The 20,560-nt window shown below is 58.8% G+C and carries 23 protein-coding genes and 1 pseudogene; 10 read left to right on the top strand and 14 right to left on the bottom strand.

Features of this window, described 5'->3' with window-relative positions; translation table 11 throughout:
• Positions 1–106: 106 nt before the first annotated feature.
• Positions 107–1,609, top strand: coding sequence for a TadA family conjugal transfer-associated ATPase (locus D3Y57_RS17345; protein ID WP_121154606.1), 1,503 nt, complete (start codon positions 107–109; stop codon positions 1,607–1,609).
• A gap of 62 nt (positions 1,610–1,671) precedes the next feature.
• Positions 1,672–2,481 carry a class I SAM-dependent methyltransferase gene (locus D3Y57_RS17340; protein WP_121154604.1) on the top strand — a complete coding sequence of 270 codons (810 nt, stop codon included), beginning with the start codon at positions 1,672–1,674 and terminating at the stop codon, positions 2,479–2,481.
• 17 nt (positions 2,482–2,498) lie between these two features.
• On the opposite strand, the gene phaR is transcribed toward D3Y57_RS17340, so the two are convergent.
• The 5 genes and pseudogenes from phaR to glmU form a co-directional block, all read right to left on the bottom strand.
• Entirely contained in the window at positions 2,499–3,077 is a 579-nt protein-coding gene (gene phaR, locus D3Y57_RS17335; protein WP_121154602.1) for a polyhydroxyalkanoate synthesis repressor PhaR, read from the bottom strand.
• Between the two features lie 186 nt (positions 3,078–3,263).
• A pseudogene (locus D3Y57_RS17330) lies at positions 3,264–4,300 on the bottom strand (alanine racemase).
• A gap of 28 nt (positions 4,301–4,328) precedes the next feature.
• Positions 4,329–5,930 carry an MFS transporter gene (locus D3Y57_RS17325; RefSeq protein WP_239025912.1) on the bottom strand — a complete coding sequence of 534 codons (1,602 nt, stop codon included), beginning with the start codon at positions 5,928–5,930 and terminating at the stop codon, positions 4,329–4,331.
• A 69-nt stretch (positions 5,931–5,999) separates the two neighbouring features.
• Positions 6,000–7,823 (bottom strand): glutamine--fructose-6-phosphate transaminase (isomerizing), encoded by a 1,824-nt coding sequence (gene glmS, locus D3Y57_RS17320; RefSeq protein WP_121154598.1) that lies wholly within the window; start codon positions 7,821–7,823, stop codon positions 6,000–6,002.
• Position 7,824: 1 nt separating this feature from the next.
• Positions 7,825–9,174, bottom strand: a complete 1,350-nt coding sequence (glmU, locus tag D3Y57_RS17315; protein ID WP_121156125.1) for a bifunctional UDP-N-acetylglucosamine diphosphorylase/glucosamine-1-phosphate N-acetyltransferase GlmU — start codon at positions 9,172–9,174, stop codon at positions 7,825–7,827.
• Positions 9,175–9,252: 78 nt separating this feature from the next.
• On the opposite strand from glmU, the gene D3Y57_RS17310 reads away from it, so the two are divergent.
• Together D3Y57_RS17310 and D3Y57_RS17305 are read left to right on the top strand one after the other, a co-directional pair.
• The gene (locus D3Y57_RS17310) at positions 9,253–9,927 is read left to right on the top strand and encodes an HAD-IA family hydrolase (protein ID WP_121154596.1); all 675 of its coding nucleotides are present in this window, start codon (positions 9,253–9,255) and stop codon (positions 9,925–9,927) included.
• Positions 9,924–10,283 (top strand): VanZ family protein, encoded by a 360-nt coding sequence (locus tag D3Y57_RS17305; protein ID WP_121154594.1) that lies wholly within the window; start codon positions 9,924–9,926, stop codon positions 10,281–10,283. The genes D3Y57_RS17310 and D3Y57_RS17305 overlap by 4 nt, the downstream gene beginning before the upstream one ends.
• Here the strand turns inward: D3Y57_RS17305 and D3Y57_RS17300 are convergent, their stop codons facing one another.
• Genes D3Y57_RS17300 through D3Y57_RS17285 form a run of 4 tightly spaced genes read right to left on the bottom strand, consistent with a single transcriptional unit; the run spans position 10,284 to position 12,786 of the window.
• On the bottom strand, positions 10,284–11,282 hold the full coding sequence (locus D3Y57_RS17300; RefSeq protein ID WP_121154592.1) for a nucleotidyltransferase domain-containing protein: 999 nt from the start codon (positions 11,280–11,282) through the stop codon (positions 10,284–10,286).
• A complete protein-coding gene (locus tag D3Y57_RS17295) occupies positions 11,279–12,133 on the bottom strand; it encodes an HprK-related kinase A (protein WP_121154590.1) in 855 nt (284 codons plus the stop codon). Before D3Y57_RS17295 ends, D3Y57_RS17300 begins: the two co-directional genes overlap by 4 nt.
• Positions 12,130–12,390: an HPr-rel-A system PqqD family peptide chaperone gene (locus D3Y57_RS17290; protein WP_121154588.1), complete on the bottom strand. Its 261-nt coding sequence runs from the start codon at positions 12,388–12,390 to the stop codon at positions 12,130–12,132. The genes D3Y57_RS17295 and D3Y57_RS17290 overlap by 4 nt, the downstream gene beginning before the upstream one ends.
• 9 nt (positions 12,391–12,399) lie before the next feature.
• Positions 12,400–12,786: a hypothetical protein gene (locus D3Y57_RS17285; protein WP_121154586.1), complete on the bottom strand. Its 387-nt coding sequence runs from the start codon at positions 12,784–12,786 to the stop codon at positions 12,400–12,402.
• A gap of 123 nt (positions 12,787–12,909) precedes the next feature.
• Here D3Y57_RS17285 and D3Y57_RS17280 point away from each other — a divergent pair, with 123 nt between their 5' ends.
• From D3Y57_RS17280 to D3Y57_RS17260, 5 genes are all read left to right on the top strand, one after another.
• Positions 12,910–14,142: a sensor histidine kinase gene (locus D3Y57_RS17280; RefSeq protein WP_121154584.1), complete on the top strand. Its 1,233-nt coding sequence runs from the start codon at positions 12,910–12,912 to the stop codon at positions 14,140–14,142.
• Positions 14,143–14,255: 113 nt separating this feature from the next.
• Positions 14,256–14,948, top strand: coding sequence for a phosphate signaling complex protein PhoU (gene phoU / locus D3Y57_RS17275; protein WP_121154582.1), 693 nt, complete (start codon positions 14,256–14,258; stop codon positions 14,946–14,948).
• Positions 14,948–15,646, top strand: coding sequence for a phosphate regulon transcriptional regulator PhoB (phoB, locus tag D3Y57_RS17270; RefSeq protein WP_121154580.1), 699 nt, complete (start codon positions 14,948–14,950; stop codon positions 15,644–15,646). The genes phoU and phoB overlap by 1 nt, the downstream gene beginning before the upstream one ends.
• A 192-nt stretch (positions 15,647–15,838) precedes the next feature.
• Positions 15,839–16,147 (top strand): hypothetical protein, encoded by a 309-nt coding sequence (locus D3Y57_RS20265; RefSeq protein WP_162987178.1) that lies wholly within the window; start codon positions 15,839–15,841, stop codon positions 16,145–16,147.
• A 145-nt stretch (positions 16,148–16,292) separates the two neighbouring features.
• Positions 16,293–17,357, top strand: coding sequence for a hypothetical protein (locus D3Y57_RS17260; RefSeq protein WP_121154576.1), 1,065 nt, complete (start codon positions 16,293–16,295; stop codon positions 17,355–17,357).
• Here D3Y57_RS17260 and D3Y57_RS17255 read toward each other — a convergent pair.
• Together D3Y57_RS17255 and epsC are read right to left on the bottom strand one after the other, a co-directional pair.
• Positions 17,347–17,682, bottom strand: a complete 336-nt coding sequence (locus D3Y57_RS17255) for a DUF2794 domain-containing protein (protein ID WP_121154574.1) — start codon at positions 17,680–17,682, stop codon at positions 17,347–17,349. The genes D3Y57_RS17260 and D3Y57_RS17255 overlap by 11 nt on opposite strands.
• Positions 17,682–18,365, bottom strand: a complete 684-nt coding sequence (epsC, locus tag D3Y57_RS17250; protein ID WP_121154572.1) for a serine O-acetyltransferase EpsC — start codon at positions 18,363–18,365, stop codon at positions 17,682–17,684. The genes D3Y57_RS17255 and epsC overlap by 1 nt, the downstream gene beginning before the upstream one ends.
• Positions 18,366–18,489: 124 nt before the next feature.
• Here epsC and D3Y57_RS17245 point away from each other — a divergent pair, with 124 nt between their 5' ends.
• Positions 18,490–19,257 (top strand): sulfite exporter TauE/SafE family protein, encoded by a 768-nt coding sequence (locus D3Y57_RS17245; RefSeq protein ID WP_121156122.1) that lies wholly within the window; start codon positions 18,490–18,492, stop codon positions 19,255–19,257.
• Here D3Y57_RS17245 and D3Y57_RS17240 read toward each other — a convergent pair.
• From D3Y57_RS17240 to pgsA, 3 genes are read right to left on the bottom strand one after another with little or no spacing between them, the layout of a single operon-like run.
• Positions 19,254–19,694 (bottom strand): molybdenum cofactor biosynthesis protein MoaE, encoded by a 441-nt coding sequence (locus D3Y57_RS17240; protein WP_121154570.1) that lies wholly within the window; start codon positions 19,692–19,694, stop codon positions 19,254–19,256. The genes D3Y57_RS17245 and D3Y57_RS17240 overlap by 4 nt on opposite strands.
• The gene (locus D3Y57_RS17235) at positions 19,691–19,945 is read right to left on the bottom strand and encodes a MoaD/ThiS family protein (protein ID WP_162987177.1); all 255 of its coding nucleotides are present in this window, start codon (positions 19,943–19,945) and stop codon (positions 19,691–19,693) included. Before D3Y57_RS17235 ends, D3Y57_RS17240 begins: the two co-directional genes overlap by 4 nt.
• Before the next feature lie 2 nt (positions 19,946–19,947).
• On the bottom strand, positions 19,948–20,499 hold the full coding sequence (pgsA, locus tag D3Y57_RS17230) for a CDP-diacylglycerol--glycerol-3-phosphate 3-phosphatidyltransferase (RefSeq protein WP_121156120.1): 552 nt from the start codon (positions 20,497–20,499) through the stop codon (positions 19,948–19,950).
• Between the last annotated feature and the right edge of the window lie 61 nt (positions 20,500–20,560).

The following is a 20,560-nucleotide window of genomic DNA, read 5'->3' as shown; positions in this document are numbered from 1 at the left end:
GCGGCCCCCTCTCTCGCATATTAAGCCAATCTAAAAGGTTTCCGCCCTATTCACCCTTATTGATCATGCCTTCATTGGCATGCACTCGACTGGTTCAGGGTATTATATGAGCGCTTTCGGACGACGTGGTGGGATAACCGGTACAACGGGTGGCAATCGCCCAGCGTTCGGAGTCGCACGCCCCATGCAAGGCTCCAGCGGCCCAGAGGGCGGCGCGCAATTTCCGCCCATCGAAACCGCACCCGAAGAACCCAAACCGCGTTCGAACGATCGCAACGCCGACGCGATGTCGCGTCTCAATGATCGCCAGACCAACGACGCCGAAGTGGTGCCAAAGGCCGAAGGATTCGAAGCCAGCGTTCACAAGATCAAGGAACAGGTACTCCCGCGCCTCCTCGAACGCATCGATCCCGAAGCGGCTGCCACACTCAACAAAGAAGAGCTGGCCGAGGAATTCCGCCCTATCATCGGAGAAGTTCTCGCCGAACTGAAATACACCCTCAACCGCCGCGAACAATTCGCCCTGGAAAAGGTACTGGTCGATGAGTTACTCGGACTTGGGCCTTTGGAAGAATTGCTCAACGATCCGCTGATCACCGACATCATGGTGAACGGCCCCGATCAGACCTACATCGAAAAGAAGGGCAAGCTGATGATTGCCCCAATCCAGTTCCGCGACGAGGAACATCTATTCCAAATCGCACAGCGGATTTGTAACTCGGTCGGCCGCCGCGTCGATCAAACAACGCCTCTCGCCGATGCCCGTCTTGCCGATGGATCACGCGTCAACGTCATCGTGCCGCCGCTGTCCCTACGCGGTACCGCGATTTCGATTCGTAAGTTTTCCGCAAAGCCTATCACTCTGGACATGATGGCAAAGGGCGGATCAATGTCGGATAAAATGGCAACCGCGCTAAAAATTGCGGGTGCCTGTCGCTTCAACATCGTGATTTCCGGCGGTACAGGTTCGGGTAAGACGACGATGCTCAACGCATTGTCGAAAATGATCGACCCCGGCGAGCGCGTTCTGACGATTGAGGACGCGGCCGAACTTCGCCTGCAACAGCCACATTGGCTGCCACTCGAAACCCGCCCCGCCAACCTTGAGGGTCAGGGCGCGATTACCATTCGCGACCTTGTCATCAACGCCCTGCGTATGCGCCCGGATCGCATCATCCTCGGCGAAATTCGTGGTCAGGAATGTTTCGACATGCTCGCGGCCATGAACACCGGCCATGATGGTTCGATGTGTACGCTGCACAGCAACTCCCCGCGCGAAGCCATCGCCCGTATGGAAAACATGGTCATGATGGGCGACATCAAAATGCCCAAGGAAGCTATTTCGCGCCAGATCGCCGATTCGGTCGACCTCATCATTCAAGTCAAACGTCTCCGCGACGGTTCGCGCCGCGTTACCGACGTAACCGAAGTGATCGGCATGGAAGGCCCGGTGATCGTCACCCAGCAATTATTCAAATTCGAATATCTTGACGAGGACGCCGACGGTAAGATCATTGGCGAGTACCGTGCTATGGGTCTGCGTCCCTACACGCTGGAAAAGGCCAAACAATACGGCTTCGACCAGCCATATTTGGAGGCGTGCCTCTAAGGTTGCGCTACCGGCCCTTCAAGACCAGACTAACCACAGCCCTAATCAGCTGAGGACAGTCCATGCGCCCCTATTTGTTCGCGATTTCCGCGTTCGCCGTCGTTGCCCTGCCCGTCGCTACACAAGCCAAACCCGATCTCACGAGCCGTGCAGCGATCGACGCGGCTGTCGCAGCGCCGACACGGACGCCGGCTAACGAGGCCCGCGATCAGTATCGCCATCCGGCGGAAACACTGGCTTTCTTTGGCATCAAACCCGGTGACAAGATTGTCGAGTTGTGGCCGTTCGGAGGTTGGTACACCGAAATTCTGACGCCCTATGTAAACGCGGGGGGCGGCAGGCTGACAGTCGCTTCGCCTGCCGGAAAATATGACGACATGATCGCAAAGAAGCTCGCTACCGATCTAGCGACATATGGAAAAGTCATCCGTGCGCGTTTTCCGTCGACACCAACTGAGCCGAAAATCGCCCCTAACTCAGTCGATGCGGTACTGACGTTTCGCAACATCCATAATTGGATGGGCAAACCCGGTGCAGCAGAAACTGCATTTCAGGAGATTTTTACCATGCTGAAACCCGGCGGGATACTTGGGGTTGAGGATCACCGACTCCCCGAAAACATGGACATCGCGCGCGAGGCTGCAAGCGGTTACCTGAAAGTATCCACCGTACGGGCACTGGCAGCAAAGGCAGGGTTTCAGTTCGCTGGAGCAAGCGAGATCAATGCCAATCCCCGCGACACGCACGACTATCCAAAAGGTGTGTGGACGTTGCCGCCGAGCTTTGCCGAGGGCGATGCTGATCGTGCGCGCTTTGCAGCGATCGGCGAAAGCGATCGGATGACACTGCGCTTTATCAAACCGCGCAAATAATCAGCGTTCTCTAGCGATCAGCCCTTGGCAGCTTTTGCCTGAAGGCTAGCAAGTTGTGCTTTCAGTGCCGCAATCTCGTCGTCCTTGGACGGATCAGCCGTCGGCTCGGATGCGGATGGAGTTTCGGCGCTTTCCGATCCTGGCTTGAAAGCACTCGCGGCAGCTTCGAACATTGCCATGTTGCGCTTGGTCAACTCGGCAAACGGTCCAGCCGTAAAAGCGCCTTTCAGTGCATCATGGAATTGCGTTTGGTTACGCCGGAATGCCACCATCGATGCTTCTAGATATTGCGGCACCATCGACTGCATCGAATCACCGTACATCGAAATAAGCTGGCGGAGAAAACTGGACGGCAGCATCGTCTCGCCCCGGCTTTCTTCATCCATAATGATCTGGGTCAGAACACTGTGGGTAATGTCCTCGTCACTCTTGGCATCGAGAACCTTGAATTCGCGACCTTCACGAGTCAGCTTGGCGAGGTGCTCCAAAGTGATATAGCTTGAGCTTTCGGTATTATAGAGACGACGGTTAGCATATTTCTTGATGATAACCGCAGCAGGCTCGCCATCGGCATTCAATTCCGGTTTTTTAGCCATCGCGCGATCCCCATTATAAAATCGCCTAAGCCTAGCATCTTATGATGACGCACTGCAACAACAGGACGGCGTTTGACGCGCAGCATTTCGCAACATTGCCAAGGGTCACTGAAACTATGTCTGTCGCTGCACTGCAGTCGGTTCGGACCACTCTGAAGCCGATGAACACATATTAATTTCCGCAACTTACAACCAGATGCGGTCAAATCGCTTACCGAGACCCGTCAGGAGTTCATATTGCGACAGGCCTGAGATTACGCTTGCACTTGGCAAATTATAGTCGATCGTTACCCAATCGCCTTCGCCCAAAGCCCGTTCTGCATCGACGCAGATCGCGATCAGGTCCATCGACACTCTTCCCGCGACGGGGAAACGCCCCTGCCCGGCCGCCCCCCGAGGGCGAAACTGCGCAGATAACCGTCTGCATAACCCAAGTTCAGGATCGCGATTTCAGTGTCTTTTTCCGCAATGAATGTTGCGCCATAACCGACCGGCTCACCTGCACGCACCAGCCGACGTTGAATGATCTGCACCTGAAGGTAAACAACCTGAGCAATATGCCCTTCGGCTTCGGCACGAGGGATACCGCCGTAGATTGCCAGCCCCGGTCGTGTCAGGTCGAAGTTGGCAGATTTACCGACAAGAATGCCGGCGGAATTGGCAATGCTCATTCGCTTCGCCGAAGTTTTGCCAGTCAGCGCGACAAAGCTCGCCAGCTGTTGACCGTTCATCGCCGAGTCCTCATCGGCGCAGGCGAAGTGGCTCATCAGCGTTTCGATCAGCAGTCCGTCGAGCAAACCATCTGCCACATCGCATTCCGACAGGCCAAGGCGGTTCATCCCGGTGTCGATCATCACATCGCAAGGCAATCCGGTGGAACGCCACCGTAGTACCTGATCCCGTGTGTTCAGAACAGGATGTGCCCGGCTATCGATCGCAACCGCCATGTCCTCCAATCGAACGCCATGAAGTACCGACAGGGCAATACCGTCAGCGAACGAGCCCAGCGCAGCTGCCTCCGCCCAGGTCGCGACGAAAAAATCGCAACACCCAGCATTGCTCAGTCGATCGAAAACGCCCCGCGCGCCCAGCCCATAACCGTCAGCTTTGATCGCAGCGCCGCACGCCGCTGCGCCGCTCCGTTCGGCGAGCCAGCGCCAGTTCGCGACAAGAGCGGCACCATCGAGCGACAGGCGTAACGGAGAAGAAGGAGCAGCAGTCATCGACGCACGCGATATAGTTTGCGGCCGTTCAGTCCAGTTCTTTCCCCGAAGTTTCAGGCAATCCGAACGCAAGAATGACAAAAGCGAGCGCCACGACGATGACGGTGTACCAGACGCCGGCAAAAGGATCGCCCGATCGCGCAACCATATATTGGCTGATAAACGGTAAGAACCCCCCAAAATATCCCGTTCCTATGTGATAGGGAATCGACAGCGACGTGTAGCGTGTGCGCGCAGGGAACAGTTCCACCAGATAGGCCGCGACTGGGCCATAGGTCATGCCCGACAGGAACCCGATGATGGTGACGACCAGCACCAACAGCGCAGCCTTGCGAAACGGCGGCACCGTTTTGTCGAGTGGATAGCCCTTCGCCTTCAGCGCAGCGTCGAGAAGCACTGGATCGGAAACATCGACCCGCGTGCCACCAATAGTGACATCGGGTGCTGCCCCTCGTGCACCTTCCACCTTTGTGTAGGCAACGCCCTTTTTGGACAGCGCATCGAGCAATTTGCCGCAAGCCGTTGCTTGTCCTTTGGTAGCAAATGGGTCGTAACTACAATCACTTCCGGTCACGACGACGGGCGACCGTTCCATTGCTGCGCTCAAGCCGGGATTAGCGAGATTTGCCATCCAGTGAAACAGTGGGAACATCAGGACGACGGTCAGCGCATAACCGGTCAGGATGATCTTCTTGCGTCCGATTTTATCCGACAGCCATCCGAACAGCACAAACCAGACAAGGCTGAAACAAGCGGCGATACCGATTACGATGCGCGCCGCAGTATCGTCCATCCGCAAGGCATTTTGCAGGAAATACAGCGCTTGAAACTGGGCCGTGTACCAGACCACGGTCAGGCCGGCTGCGACGCCGATCATCACGGCGAGTACGCGACGGACCTTGGCACTGCTGTCGAACGCTTCGCGCAATGGGTTTTTTGCGGTTGTGCCTGCGGCTTTCATCGCCGCAAAAACCGGGCTTTCCTTCAACTTAAGCCGAATCCACAATGATACGGCGAGCAGCAGGAATGAGAACAGGAATGGGATGCGCCAGCCCCATGCTTCCCATTGAGCAGGGTCAACGAACGCGCCGGACGCCAGAACGACGGCAAGGCTCAGCAGGAAACCACCGATCACGCTGGCCTGAATGAAGCTCGTGTAAAAACCGCGGCGATGCGCGGGCGCATGTTCCGCGACATAGACCGCCGCGCCGCCATATTCACCACCGAGCGCCAGCCCCTGCAACAGGCGCATTCCGACCAATAACACCGGCGCGATGATCCCCGCCTGAGCATAGGTCGGCAGAAAACCGATCGCGCCGGTCGCAAGACCCATCAATGTAATCGTGATCAGGAACGTGTATTTCCGACCGAGCCGGTCGCCCAACACGCCAAAAACGACGGCCCCGATCGGCCGGACGCCGAACCCGGCACCGAACGTCGCCAGCGCCAGCAGAAAACCCGCGCTGGGCGATGCTCCGGGAAAGAACAGCTTTCCGATTAGCCCGGCGAGCGTACCGTAAACGAAAAAATCATACCATTCGAAGACCGTGCCGAGCGAGGACGCAAGGATGACCAGCCGATCTCGCTTGATATCGATGGTCTGGACTTCAACGGTATGCGTTCCGGCCAATGCCGCTCTCCCCCTATATTTTGCAGGCATTCATAGAGGGTGCGCGCGCTGGAGCAAGCAGGACTTAAGTCACTCGACAGTAACGGACTTTGCCAGATTCCGCGGCTGATCGACGTCGGTGCCCTTCAGAACGGCGACGTGATAAGCGAGCAATTGGACTGGCACAGCATAGACCAGCGGTGCGATCAACGGATGAACCTTTGGCATTTCGATCGTCGCCATCGCATCGTCTCCTGCCTCTGCAAGACCCTCGGCATCCGAAATCAGCACAACCTTTGCCCCGCGCGCCATCGCCTCGTGCATGTTGGAGACGGTCTTTTCGAACAGCGGCCCGGCAGGTGCCAGAACGATCAGCGGAACCTGATCGTCGATCAGCGCGATCGGGCCGTGCTTCATCTCGCCCGACGCGTAACCCTCGGCATGGATGTAGCTGATTTCCTTAAGCTTTAGAGCGCCTTCGAGCGCCATCGGAAACTCAGGCCCACGTCCCAGATACAGAACATCGCGGGCGGCAGCGATGACATGTGCCATGCCCTGAATCGCCTCGTCCCGCATCAGCGCAGCATTGATCGCGGCGGGCGCTTCCGTCAGGTTATGCACAATGTCGCGCTCTTCACTGGCGGACAGCTTGCCCTTCGCACGCGCCAGATTGACCGCCAGCGCCGCCATCACGGCAAGCTGGCAGGTGAATGCCTTGGTCGATGCCACACCGATTTCAGGACCGGCATGGGTTGGTAACAAGAGATCGACTTCGCGCGCCATCGACGAAGTTGGCACGTTGATAATACCGGCAGTCGTCACACCGCTCGCCTTCATATGACGCAGCGCCGCCAGGGTATCGGCGGTTTCACCCGACTGCGAAACGACTACGCCCAGAACTTTTCCGGTCAGGACGGGATCGCGATACCGAAACTCGGATGCGACATCGACTTCCACCGGCAGACGAGCCATCGATTCGATCCAGTATTTGCCGATCATTCCCACATAGGATGCCGTGCCGCACGCGACGATGACAACGCGTTCGATCGCGGAAAGATCGAAATCCATCTGCGGCAATGCGACCTGTTCCTCAAGCGGGCGCAGGTACGAACGCAATGTCTGAGCGACGACAATCGGCTGTTCGTAGATTTCCTTCAACATGAAGTGGCGATAATTGCCCTTGTCGATCGACAGTGAGCTTGCCCCGGAAATCGTGATGGCACGCTTTACGGGCAGATTATCCTTGTCGAACACTTCGGCACCGTCGCGAGTGACGACGACCCAATCGCCCTCCTCCAGGTAAGAAATACGCTGCGTCAATGGTGCCAGTGCGAGCGCATCCGAACCGAGGTAAGTTTCACCGTCACCATAGCCCACGACCAGCGGCGAACCGAGGCGCGCGCCGATCAACATATCCGGGTGCTGGCGAAACGCGATGGCGAGCGCAAATGCGCCGCGCAATTGGGGAAGTGCAGCTTTCACCGCATCCTGCGGAGACAGGCCCGCTTCGACGCCTTCGCTGACCAGATGGGCAACAACTTCGCTGTCGGTTTCACTCTGAAATACGCGACCGCGCGCCGTCAGAGCTTCACGCAGCGCCTTGAAGTTTTCGATGATGCCGTTGTGAACCAGCGCAACCTCGTCCGTGGCGTGCGGATGAGCGTTATTGGCAGTTGGCGCGCCATGCGTGGCCCAGCGAGTATGGGCAATGCCGGTCAGTCCCGGTGCCGGATCTTCGGCAAGCACACGAACCAGATTGTCGAGTTTGCCGGGGGCGCGGCGCCGGATCAGTGCGCCGTGATCAACGGTACAAATGCCCGCCGAATCATAACCACGATATTCCATCCGGCGCAGTCCGGCGACAAGGCGATCCGCAACCGGCGCACTTCCGACAATTCCGATAATTCCGCACATATTATTTGGCTGCCTTTTTCGCTGTCATTACGGCTCGAAATTTCGCCGCCCAACCGGGCTTTGTGTCCTGCACGCCACGTGCCAAAGCAAGCGCGTCGTCGGCGACATCGCGGGTAATTACCGAACCGGCCCCCACGATAGCACCTGCCCCGATCGTTACGGGCGCAACCAGAGCCGAATTCGACCCGATGAATGCGCCGGCGCCGATCACGGTTTTGCTCTTGAAGAACCCATCATAATTGCAGGTGATCGTGCCCGCGCCGATATTCGCGCCTGCGCCGATCTCCGCATCCCCGATATAGCTAAGGTGATTGACCTTTGCGCCCCTGCCGAGCGTCGATTTCTTGACCTCGACGAAATTGCCGATCTTCGACTTTTCGCCGAGCACAGCACCTGGACGAAGACGCGCGTAGGGGCCGACTTCTGCTCCCGAAGCAATGGTTGCGCCCTCAATATGGCAAAATGCCCGGATGGTGACGCCATCCGCCACATTGACGCCGGGACCGAACACGACGTTCGGTTCGATGACCACGTCACGGCCAATCGCTGTGTCCCAGGCAAACCAAACGGTCTCAGGTGCGATCAGGGTCGCGCCGCCTGCCATTGCTGCCGTGCGCCGCTTGCTCTGCCAGTCAGCCTCTACAACCGCCAGTTCAGCGCGACTGTTGACCCCGGCGACTTCCTCGGCAGCGGTTTCGATCACGGCACTGATGCCGCCGTCGCCCCGCGCCAACATGACGATATCGGGAAGGTAATATTCACCGGCCGCATTGTCGCTTCCAACACGCGCGAGCAACGCGAACAAGTCATCGGAGCGTACTGCCATCAGCCCCGAGTTGCACAAGTTCAGCGCGCGTTCGTCGTCGCTGGCATCCTTATATTCGACCATCTTGCGGATCGTCCGCCCGTCATCGCTGACAATGCGACCATAGACACCAGCGTTTGGTGGGCGAAAACCCAGCACGACCGCAACCGGATGATCCCCTTCACGCAAGCGGTCCAACATAGCCTGCATCGTGGCCGTCGTTACGAGAGGGACATCGCCGTAAAGGATCAGGATATCGCCGCTGAACCCGTCGAGTGCGCTTGCCGTCTGTAAAACCGCATGACCGGTCCCAAGCTGCTCGGCCTGTATCGCCACGCGAACATCGGTGCCAGCGACGGCGGCTTCGATCTGTTCGCGCCGCGCGCCCGCCACAATGACCGTCCGCGCAGGGGCGAGAGCCGCGGCGCTGGCCAGCAGATGCAGCAGCATCGGCCGCCCCGCGATCGGGTGCAAAACCTTATGCAGATCGGATTTCATTCGGGTGCCCTGCCCGGCGGCGAGCACGATCACAGCGATTTCAGACATGAACACTCCCGCGGTCAGAAAACTCGCCTTACCGCGCGACCCTTGCCAGTTCCAGTATGCTCGGGGCATGGGCGGCGCATGAACGAATTTCCATTCGCAATCGTCGGCTTCGATCTCGACGGCACATTTCTCGATACTTCGATGGATCTGACGGCGGCGGTCAATCATGCGCTGGCAGATGCTGGCCGTCCGTTGCTCACGGTCGAGCAGGTCAAACCGATGATCGGCGGCGGTGCCAAACACATGCTTCAGCAGGGCATGGCGGCGACCGGAGGATGCGAGCCCGATGAACTTGAGCGCCTCTTTCACCTGCTGCTGACCTATTACGAAGCCAATATTTCTGCACATAGCGAACCGTTTCCGGGAGCGATGGCGGCGCTTGATACACTCGACGGTCTGGGCGTGAAGGTCGCGATCGTGACCAACAAATTGGAGCGTTTCGCGGTGAAACTTCTGTCCGAACTCGGCTTGCTTGACCGGTTTGTGACTGTGATCGGCGGCGATACGATGGGGCCGGGTCGTGCCAAGCCAGCCGCCGATCCCATCATCGAAATGATCGCTCGATGTGGAGGCGGGCGCACCGCGTTTATCGGCGACTCGACCTTCGACATCATGGCCGCAAAGAACGCGGGCGTCGCCAATGTCGCGTGCAGCTTTGGTTTTCTGATGCAGCCGGTCGGCGAACTCGATGCCGACGCGGTGATCGACCACTATGACGAGTTGATCCCGACCCTGGTGAGGATCGGTTCATGAGCAAAGCTATGTTCGAACGCATCGTTTTGTGGATTGCGATTACGTTCGCCGTGGTGATGGCGACACTGCCGAAGCCGCCCAAGATTTACCTCGACCAGTTCGGTGACAAATTCGAACACATGCTGGCATTTGCCGTGATCTCCTTTCTGGCCGCGATTGCCTATCCGAAGGCTCGGCTGACCCGAATTGCTGAACGGCTGTCGTTCCTTGGCGCTCTGATCGAAGTCGCGCAGTCGATTCCCGCGCTTCACCGTGACTGCGACATTTTCGACTGGCTCGCGGACACTGGCTCAATCATCGTCGTTCTAACGATCGTTGCGCTTGTGCGCTGGCAGCGACGGCCCACACTGATCTGATCACTTTCGCCACTTCGTCCAAAGGTGTTTCGCGAGCATCATCGGCGGCATCCTGAGCCAGTGGGACCGGATATAAAATGCCAGCCTTAGAAGCGGGCGGGTCTCACGGCCCCATCCATCCCGCGCCATCAACCGGTTGAGGTAGAGCCGGTCGGCCAAGCGTGAGAGTTCTGGTGGAATCGGCGTTTCGAACAGTTTTGCGCTTAGTCGGAGCGCGCGTTCTGTTTCCGGTTTAAGCCCATGCAGGTTTGCCCGCGCCAACAGGCGATCATGAAAACCATCACCCTCGAACTCCCGGACCAGCCGGTCGATATCCCACAGATTGCGGAGGCCACCTGCCAGATCCCCATCGGCAAACAGATGAGCAGCTGCGTGAACCACCATATCCTCGGGAGCCAATATCCTTAACCCATTTTCCAGCGCAACACTGTCGGCAATCATCGCAGCTGCGTCGGGTTTTGGCCGCGACGTCAACGGCAGGATTGTGTGATGAACGTCGATCATCCGGTCGCGGTCACGGTGGATCAGCGGCGGCAATTCGTGCATCCAGCGCCGGTAATAGTCGTCGTCATACGGGTCAGCCTTAACCCACTCCCAACCCGCCGACAGGAGCGCAGCCTCCACACCATCCAGTTGTTCGCGCGGCACCAGTATATCGAGATCGCCGATCAACCTGCCCTGCCCGGCGTCCAGGCCGGCAGCAACGAACGCCGCGCCTTTCAGCAACACAATGGGCACACCCAGCTTGGCAAGCGCCGTGCGGGCCATCTCAGCCTCCCACAGCGCATGAGTTCTCCCCGTTTCGGCGTTGGCGCGCGCTGCGGTCAAAACCCTGCGCGCGGCGTCCGGCATCACGAGACCGTCGAGCCCATGGGCAAGGCTTCCGGCCAGCCGCTCGGCCTTTGCAATCGACAGCAAGTCAGTCCAGCCCGGCGCGTCGAGAGCCAGCACGGTTTCAGGCTTGGCGAGGGCGGCGACCAGCAGGGCTACGCCCTTCACAACCCGCTCCAAAGTTCTTCGATCTGGGCAATACCGGTCGCAGTATCAGGATAGTCGATCGCGCGAGCCGGCAAAGTCGTGACCAGCCGGGTCAGCGCGGTGAACCCGCTTTCGCCCAGCGCAACATAATTGGTCGACGCCTGCGTCAGTCGGACAAACGCCTCGCTCGCCGCGACCTCCCGTATTTCGCGCGGCGGGCCAAAACAGGGGAACAGGATGAGTGCCGGTATTGCGGTGGCGGCCATATTTGCGATCGCCGCGAGATCGGGACGCAAATGGCGGACGTCGCCCTTCGGTGTTCCGCGCAAAAGGGGGCCGAAACGCACGTCGGGCAAGATCGCGGTGAGCGCCGCTATGCTTTCGTTCTTCAGGCTGACCGGTCGTGGGAATGGATGGGCCAGCCCTGTTGCCGGCTCGATCAGGACGAACTCGTCCCCCATGAAGCGCCAGCCGCTGGCACCGAGGAGCGCTGACATCGTGGACTTTCCCGAGCCGGATTCACCAGTGAGGATAAGCGCACGACCGTCGCGTTCGACGCAGGCCGCATGGAGTAGCAGGAACCGCCGCTCCCCGAGAGCGACTTGCAGATTCATGCCCATCTCGGCGGCGAGCAGCGCCTGAGCCAGCGGCAACGGTGCTGCTTCGGGGAGGACGTGATCGCCCTGAATGGAAACCGATGGTCGGATCAACCGACGCCATGGTCGGGGCGGTTCGAGGCGCACAGTGTAGTCGGGGACTGGCGCTCTTGGGTATCCCGCGTACAGAAACTCCATTGTTTCAATGGGTTGACTCCATGCGGAGCCAATGCGGAATCCGATCGGTCCGACCTGCACATCGAAACTGTGCCTCATGATACCGATACGAGACCGATGGCGATCATCTCGTCCAGCCGCTCGATGAGAGCAGAGCGAATGTCGGGAATATCATCCAACTCCAGTCGCTTAATGAGTTTGGAGAGGTCGGCATCGCCGCTGCCCAATACAGCCAGAATCTCTGGCACCGGCTCTGCGACAAGGTGAGTTTGCCCCGATCGGCGGTGGTAAATTGCGGTCAGGCTATCGAGTGCAACGACCCGCAACAGGGCTGACGGATCGGCGCGATAGCGCATCGATGGGCGTCAACGACCCGGCATCTGGAGCGAGGCGTAGCAAGTAAAGCCGCTTTGCCCATGTTGAAGCCGCCGGATATAATTGGTGTAGGCGCGGCTCGCTTGCGGATCGACGCCCGGCAGCGACCGTCCGCCCAAGGCCGCCTTTACATCTTCCCCCTTCAACGGACGAGCGGGAGGCGCGAACGAACCCGCCGTTCCCGCGCGAACCAAAGAGCCATCGGCTGCAACATATTTCCCGCGTCCGGCGGAATCGGGTACGGGAATTTCGCAGTTGAGGACCGACGCCGCACTTTGCGCAAGAGCTGGCCGAATGGTCACGATCGCAGTTGCGCCGACCGCACCGAGCCGCAAGACCGCCCGTCGCGTTGCTGCCCTTTGATCTGTGTTGTCCATCGCCTGATCCTTACCCCGATATTTTGTTATAAACAGAAAACTTTGGTCTGGCGACGGTCGATAGTTAACGCGGCTGCGTAATGTTCCTTACGACTGTAGCAATCGCCGACTATTAGGGGGTCCATGAATTCTGTGAGCACAACCCGCATCGTCATTGCCCTGATCGTCACGGCCGCGATCGCGCTGGGTGTTCAGCTTGCCGGGCCGAACCTTTCCGCATTTGTCACAGCGGTCCTTGCCGGAGTCGGAACGCTTTTGATCCTGACGATCGGCCGCGCCGAAATCGCTCCCATGAACATTTCGCGGCTGGAGCCGGAAACCATCCACGATGCCGAAGCGCGTCTGGTCGAAGCGATCGGCGAACCTGTGCTGGTCGCCACCGACGGTCGCGTGCGGATTGCGAATGCAGCAGCCCGAACATTGCTTGGTGCCCATATCGTCGATGAAGACCTGCGTGTGGCGATCCGCCATCCCGCCGCCGCCGAAAGGCTGGCCCCCGACGCGCCCGATGGGTCGGTCGAACTCGTTGGTCTGGGTGGCCGTGACCAGCGCGTGCAAATGCGCGTGGCGACAGCCGGCTTGGGCGCCGGTTCGGTAGAGCGGGTTATCCATTTGATCGACCGCACGACAAGCCATGCCGCTGAACGTGCGCGGGTCGATTTCGTCGCCAATGCCAGCCATGAATTGCGCACACCGCTTGCGGCCATCCTCGGCTTCATCGAAACGCTGGACGACGAGAAAGCAGGCAGCGACGCCGAAGTGCGAGGGCGTTTTCTGGGGGTCATGTTCAAGGAAGCGCGGCGGATGCAGCGCCTTATCGACGATCTGATTTCGCTCAGTCGCATTGAGGCGGAAAAGTATCAGCTTCCTGAGACAGCCGTTGAGTTGCCCACACTGATCGAGGAAGTTGCCGGCGAACTGCGTGACGAAGCCGGTGCGCGGCGTGCCGATCTTATCCTAAAACTCGATGACGATATTCCCGATATTTCCGCTGATCGGGCACAAATAAGTCAGGTTCTGCACAATTTAATCGGCAATGCGTACAAATATGGTCGCGCGCCCGTCACACTTTCGCTCACGCATGAGGGTCCGTTGATCCGGCTATCGGTCACGGATCAGGGTGAGGGCATATTACCCGAACATCTGCCGCGCCTGACGGAGCGGTTTTATCGCGTGGATTCAGGGCGCAGCCGATCTCTGGGTGGAACCGGGTTGGGTCTTGCGATCGTAAAGCACATTGTCGAGCGCCATCGCGGCCGACTGGAAATCGTCAGCAAAATGGGCGTCGGAACAACAGTGTCGATATTACTGCCGCCTGCGCCATCGTCGACTGTCACAAAACCATCACAAAACTGAAACATTAGTTGACTGAAGCGGTGCTATCGATGCGACTGGAAGCGGAGATGGCGGTAATGTGAAGACATTACGACCAAAGGCTCGCGGAACGGCAATGTTGAGGGATGGCGTAATTGGCTGAACACACGATCAAGGCTTTCGACCTGGAAATCGGCGAGCTTCGCGGACTCATTTCAGAGATGGGTGGCCGGGCCGAGGCCGCAATCGAAAAAGCGATGGCGGCACTCGTTCGCGGCGATACCAAGCTGGCGGCGACGGTCGTCGCGGACGATGCCAAGATCGACCTGCTGGAAACACAGGTCGAAAAACTTGCGGTTCGCATCATCGGGTTGCGTGCTCCGATGGCCGACGATCTGCGCGAGGTCGTTGCAGCCCTGAAGATCGCTGGCGTGATCGAACGCATCGGCGATTATGCCAAGAACATCGCCAAGCGCGTCAACACGTTGAAGGAACATCGCAAGATCGAGGCTGTATCGGTCCTGCCCGCGATGGCGAGTATCGCCAGTGGAATGGTCCATGACGTCCTCGATGCATTTGCTGCGCGCGATGCCGAAGCAGCATTGCGGGTTTGTGAGCGCGATCGTGAGGTCGATGATTTCTACAACTCGATTTTCCGCACGCTCGTCACTTACATGATGGAAAATCCGCCCACGATCACCAGCGCCGCACACCTGTTGTTCGTCGCAAAGAATATCGAACGGATCGGCGACCATGCGACCAATGTCGCGGAGATGGTCTATTTCGCCGCGACAGGGAATTACATGGCCGAGCGTGAGCGCGGCGAACCAGCCTATGGGACCGAATAATGGGCCGCGCCAAAATGTTATTGGTCGAAGACGATGCCGCTCTGGCCGAGTTGCTCGTCTATCATTTCAAACGCGAAGATTTCGATGTGGTGCAGACACCCGACGGTGAGGAAGCATTGCTGCTGGCACAGGAAACGCCGCCCGACATCGTGCTGCTCGACTGGATGGTGGAGGGGATCTCTGGACTGGAAGTCTGTCGTCGCCTGCGTCGTATGACCGAAACCGCCAATGTGCCGATCATCATGCTGACGGCACGCGGCGAGGAGGAAGACCGGGTTCGCGGGCTGGAAACCGGCGCGGACGATTATGTAACCAAACCATTCTCGCCGCGTGAACTGGTCGCGCGCGTTGGTGCGGTTCTGCGCCGCGTGCGCCCCGGACTGGCTGGCGAGGCACTGATCTATGCCGATATCGAAATGGACACGGTCGGCCATAAGGTGAAGCGTTCGGGTTCGATGGTTCCCTTAGGGCCGACCGAATTTCGCCTGCTCAAACACTTCCTCGAGCATCCAGGCTGGGTATTCTCTCGCGAACGATTGCTCGATTCGGTATGGGGCCACGACAGCGATATCGAGCCACGGACGGTCGACGTGCATATCCGTCGCCTTCGCAAAGCGATCAACGATGGGGGGCGGCCCGACATCATCAGGACGGTCCGTTCGGCAGGCTATGCTCTTGATTCGGAGGGGCGGCTCTAACCCTTGTCCAGATGACGGCTTTCAAGGTCGGGGGCAAGGTCGGGGGGCAAGGTCGAGGGGGCAAGATCGTTTCGCTGCCATGCAACGTTTTTCGATCTGAAACATTTGATTGCCGTGGCCTTCGTTTTTGCAGCTTGGCCGTGAAGCGGCGCGATCTCTTTCGCGTCGCAAGGGATCGAATGGAGAATACCCATGAAAAGCCTAGTATTTGTAGCCGCCTTGATGATGGGAAGTGCAGCCGTAGCTCAGATGGCACCTCCGCCCCCGGCCGACGCAGGGACGATGAGCGCACCGGCCGAACCAGACTCTACGATGGCACCCCCGCCCGCCGCACCACCACAGGGCGCCACAATGGCCCCTATGGCTGCGCCAGCCGCTCCTGCGCCACAGGCCAGCTATCCACGCTGTTCGCGGACAGTGACCGATGGATGTACCCAGAGTTCGGCTCGCGAATCCGATACGAAGGGCGGAAAGCCAGCTCATCATCGTCGCCACAAATAAACAGGCGATTTAAATTTCAGAGTGGCGCTTGGTCGAAAGGCCGGCGCCATTCGTGCTTCTGAAGCCATCCAGCGAAGCAACCCGACAGGGTTGAGTTTGGTAACTATCATGCGGCATAATCCGGTCGAACCGTAGGAGCCGTCTTTTGTATAGCGAGAACGAACTGGAATCCGCGGTCACTGCTGGCACGCTTTCTAAAGAAGCCGCAGACGCGTTGAGAGCGCATGTTTCGGGAATGCGTCAGACGCCGACGGCAGACGAAGAGCAATTCCGCCTGATCACCAGCTTCAACGATATTTTCGTCGCCATTGCGGGTATTCTCGTGCTCGTTGGCGCGGGCTGGCTCGGTGCGTCGATATCGCGTCCGCTCGCGGGTTTGGCCGTGGCGGGTGCGGCGTGGGGCATGGCGGAGTTTTTCACCCGGCAACGGCGAATGGCTTTCCCAAGCATCATATTTTTTCTGGCATTCGTAGGCGGAATATATGCGTTCGGGATGTTTGCGATCCTGACTTCGCTGGGGATCAATGACTGGGGCTTATTTGCATCGTCTTCACGCAGTTTCCTGATCGCGCAATCAGTCGCCGCTGCACTTGTCGTTGGGGCAAGCTGGCTTCACTGGCGGCGGTTCATGGTGCCGATCGCGGTCGCCGCCGGAGTAGCGGCTATCGCGCGGCTGGCGTTCACGCTAATTGCCGCCGCAGCTTATCCGAATATCGGCCAATGGATGCTGATCCTCGTCCTTGCCGGTGGGCTGGCGATCTTCGCTTATGCAATGAGCTGGGACATGGCCGATCGCGAACGCAAGACACGCAAAACTGATGTCGCCTTCTGGCTCCATCTCGCTGCCTCTCCTATGATCGTGCATCCGATCTTTGTCCTGATGGGCATAAACCTCGGCATGACAGGCGGCAATGCCGCGCTGCTCGCAGTTATCGCCATCGTGATTTACGCGGCGCTGGCGGTCGTGGCGCTCATCGTCGACCGGCGCGCGATCCTGGTGTCTGCCCTCGCATATGTGTTGGCGGCTGCGATATTTCTGGTGTCGAAAATCGGATCATCGGGCGTCAGTTTTGCGCTGGCTATCATTGTTATCGGGTCGAGCCTGCTCATGCTTTCCGCATTCTGGCAGACGATGCGCAGGCAGGTTCTACCGTTACTGCCCGAAACTTTGCGCGACCGGATGCCGGTCGTCAGCCCGGTTATTCGCTGACCAGCTTCATCAGCCGCCGTTCGACCGGCGCGAGTACGGGGCCGAGTTCATGACCCCGGCGCAAGACCACGCCCCCCTGACCGAAAAGCGTCCACTGACCCTGTCGGTTGCGTAAGGCCGGGCGTTTTTCGATGCGGAACTCGGGGTTTTCGGCGGTGCGGCGGAATGCGGAAAATATGGCAGCGTCGCGGCCAAGATCCATAGCATAGTCGCGCCAATGGCCCGCGGCGACCATCCGCCCGTAAAGGTCGAGAATGCGCGACAATTCGGCCCGTTCGAAGCCGACCTGCAAAGGGCTATGTGGAAAGGGACCGACCGTTCCCATTAAGCGCGGTTACGCCGATCGCTCTCCGACCCTTCGATGAGGGTCGCGAGTTTCGTGCGCAACGCCTCAACCTCGCACTTTAATATTTCGAGCTGCTGGGTCGCAGGATCGAACCGCTCGCTGCAAGGCGTCCCATAAGGCATAAAGCCCTTTTGATACTCGCCAGCCTCGACCAGTGTCGCGCGCGCCGGGATGCCGACCATCGTCGCACCCTCTGCTACGTCTTTGGTAACGACCGAATTCGCTCCGATCCGCGCACGGACGCCCACGTTGATCGGTCCCAGAACCTGCGCGCCCGATCCGATGATGACATTGTCGGAAATCGTTGGGTGGCGCTTGCCGGGAATACCGTTGGCCGGGTTCGTGCCGCCCAGCGTAACACACTGATAGATCGTGACATTATCACCGATCTCCGTCGTTTCACCGATTACGGTAAAGCCGTGGTCGATAAACAGATTGCGTCCGATTTTCGCGCCGGGATGAATATCGATCGCTGTGAACAGCCGCCCGAGATGGTTCACCACCCGTGCAGCGAAATACAACTCTCCACGGAAAAGCCAGTGGGCAACCCGGTGGAATCCGACGGCCCATACGCCGGGATAAAGAAGCACTTCCCAGCGCGAACGCGCCGCGGGATCGCGTGATTTTATCGACTCCAGATAGCTAACGAGTTTGTCGACCATCCTGAGGCCCCTTTGCTGCTCAGACCGTCATTTAGGAACTGCGGCGCGCGTTACAACAATTGCTTCGGTGGTGATTACCAAAATACCGCTTGTTCGCGTTGGCGCTTCATTCCACAGCAATCGGATGGACTTTATCACGCCCGCCTATCTCGAGGCTCTGTTGCCTTTCATCGCAGTCGGCTTTGCAGCGCAACTTATCGACGGTGCACTGGGCATGGCTTTCGGGGTGATTTCGAACACATTGCTCGTCAGCGTTCTGGGGCTGGCACCGGCACGCGCGTCTGCCGGAGTGCATCTGGTCGAGATGTTCACCACAGCGGCGTCGGGGTTGAGCCATGCTTTCCACCGTAATATCGACTGGTCGTTGTTCAGCCGGCTTGTCATTCCCGGCGTCATTGGCGGTATTGGGGGTGCTTACATACTGGTGCATTTGGACGCGTCGATCACGCGGCCATTTGTCATGGCCTATCTGTCGATCATCGGCATAATGCTGTTCGCGCGGTCGTTCGGCATCCCCACCCAGCGCAAAAAGCCGCGATTCATTGCACCTTTGGGACTGATCGGTGGTTTTCTGGACGCGGCTGGCGGAGGCGGATGGGGTCCGGTCGTCACATCGAACCTGTTGATACAGGGCACCGAACCGCGACGGACCATTGGAACGGTCAACACCGCCGAATTCTTCCTGACCGTCACCGTGTCGATAACTTTCATCATCGGGCTCGGCTTCGAAGCGTTCACCGTGGCGACGATGGGGTTGCTGATCGGCGGCGTCGCGGCTGCGCCACTGGGCGCGCTGCTCGCGAAACGGTTTCCGACGATGCTGCTGCTACGTATGGTCGGCGTGGTGCTGATCGCGACAAGCCTGTTCAGCCTGTACCGGGCGCTGGTTTAGTCCCAGCGCGCGGTGGCTTGATCGTCGGACTGTTTTGCTTCGACCCAATTGCTGCGCCCGTCTCCAAAACTCTCTCGCTTCCAGAATGGTGCGCGGGTCTTCAGAGCGTCGATCAGGAACGCGCAGCCGTCCAAAGCCGCCGCTCTGTGCATTGCGGATGTTCCAACGAACACGATGCGTTCGCCCGGCGCCATCGTTCCGACGCGATGGATGATTGTGGCTGCCGACAAATCCCAGCGCTCGGTCGCCTGTTCGGCAAGCCGATGCAGCGCCCGTTCCGTCATTACCGGATAATGATCCAGCGTTAGCGAAGTTAGCCCACCATCAGCCCGGACAACCCCGATAAAACTCGCGATCGCCCCAATCCCCAACCCGCTCAGCTTATCGAGTTCGGCCCCGGCATCGAATGCTTCGGTTTCGATGCGAACATGGATCATCCGCCCGTTACCGGTGGGAAAAACGCGATTTCCTGTGCCGAACCCAGTGGCGAATCCAGCGCAGCCATCTCCAGATCGATCGCACCGCGCACCTTGGTCATATCGTCGAAGGCAACCGCATAGCCACCGCCCCGTTCGCACAGTCTTTCGCAAAGAGCCGCAAGGCTGGTGTCGCTCGGCAAAAGGTCGATTTCCTCTTCGCCTATGCCGATGGCCTCCCGGAACCGCGCGAAATAAAGCACCTTCGCCACGGTCAATCCATGTGCCGGATGCCGACCCGCAGATAATCCCAGCCGGTAATGACCGTCAGGACCGCCGCCGCCCATAACGAAACAAGACCCAGCGTCTTGATCCACAACATCAGCGGCAACGCACCTGCAAGGATCAGCGCGCCAAGTGAAACCAGTTGCAGCGTCGTTTTCCACTTCGCCAGTTGCGACACCGGCACCGATACCCGAACCTCGGCAAGAAATTCACGCAGGCCCGAAACCGCAATCTCTCTCAACAGAATCACCAACGCGGCAATCTTGTGCCAACCTGCGATATCGCCGGTGCCGACCAGAATGAGGATCACCGATGCGATCATGATCTTATCAGCAATCGGGTCGAGGAACTGGCCCAGTTTGGACACCGCCCCCTGCGCGCGCGCCAGATAGCCGTCGAAATAATCGGTGATGCCCATCAGGCAGTAGAGCGCGAAACCGAGCGCATAACCCAATTGCCAATGTGGAAACCAAAGCAGCCACACGAGCAGCGGCAGCGTCACGATTCGCGACAGGGTCAAAAGGTTCGGGAGCGTCAACATAGCATTCATCTGTTATAGCGTTTGGCGCGGCGCGCAAAGCTGGGTAATGGCCAATCAACAG

The sequence above is a fragment of the Sphingomonas paeninsulae genome, assembly GCF_003660165.1.
Taxonomy (GTDB): domain Bacteria; phylum Pseudomonadota; class Alphaproteobacteria; order Sphingomonadales; family Sphingomonadaceae; genus Sphingomonas_O; species Sphingomonas_O paeninsulae.
Note: the sequence above shows the minus strand (reverse complement) of the source record. Positions and strands in the feature narration are given on the sequence as shown.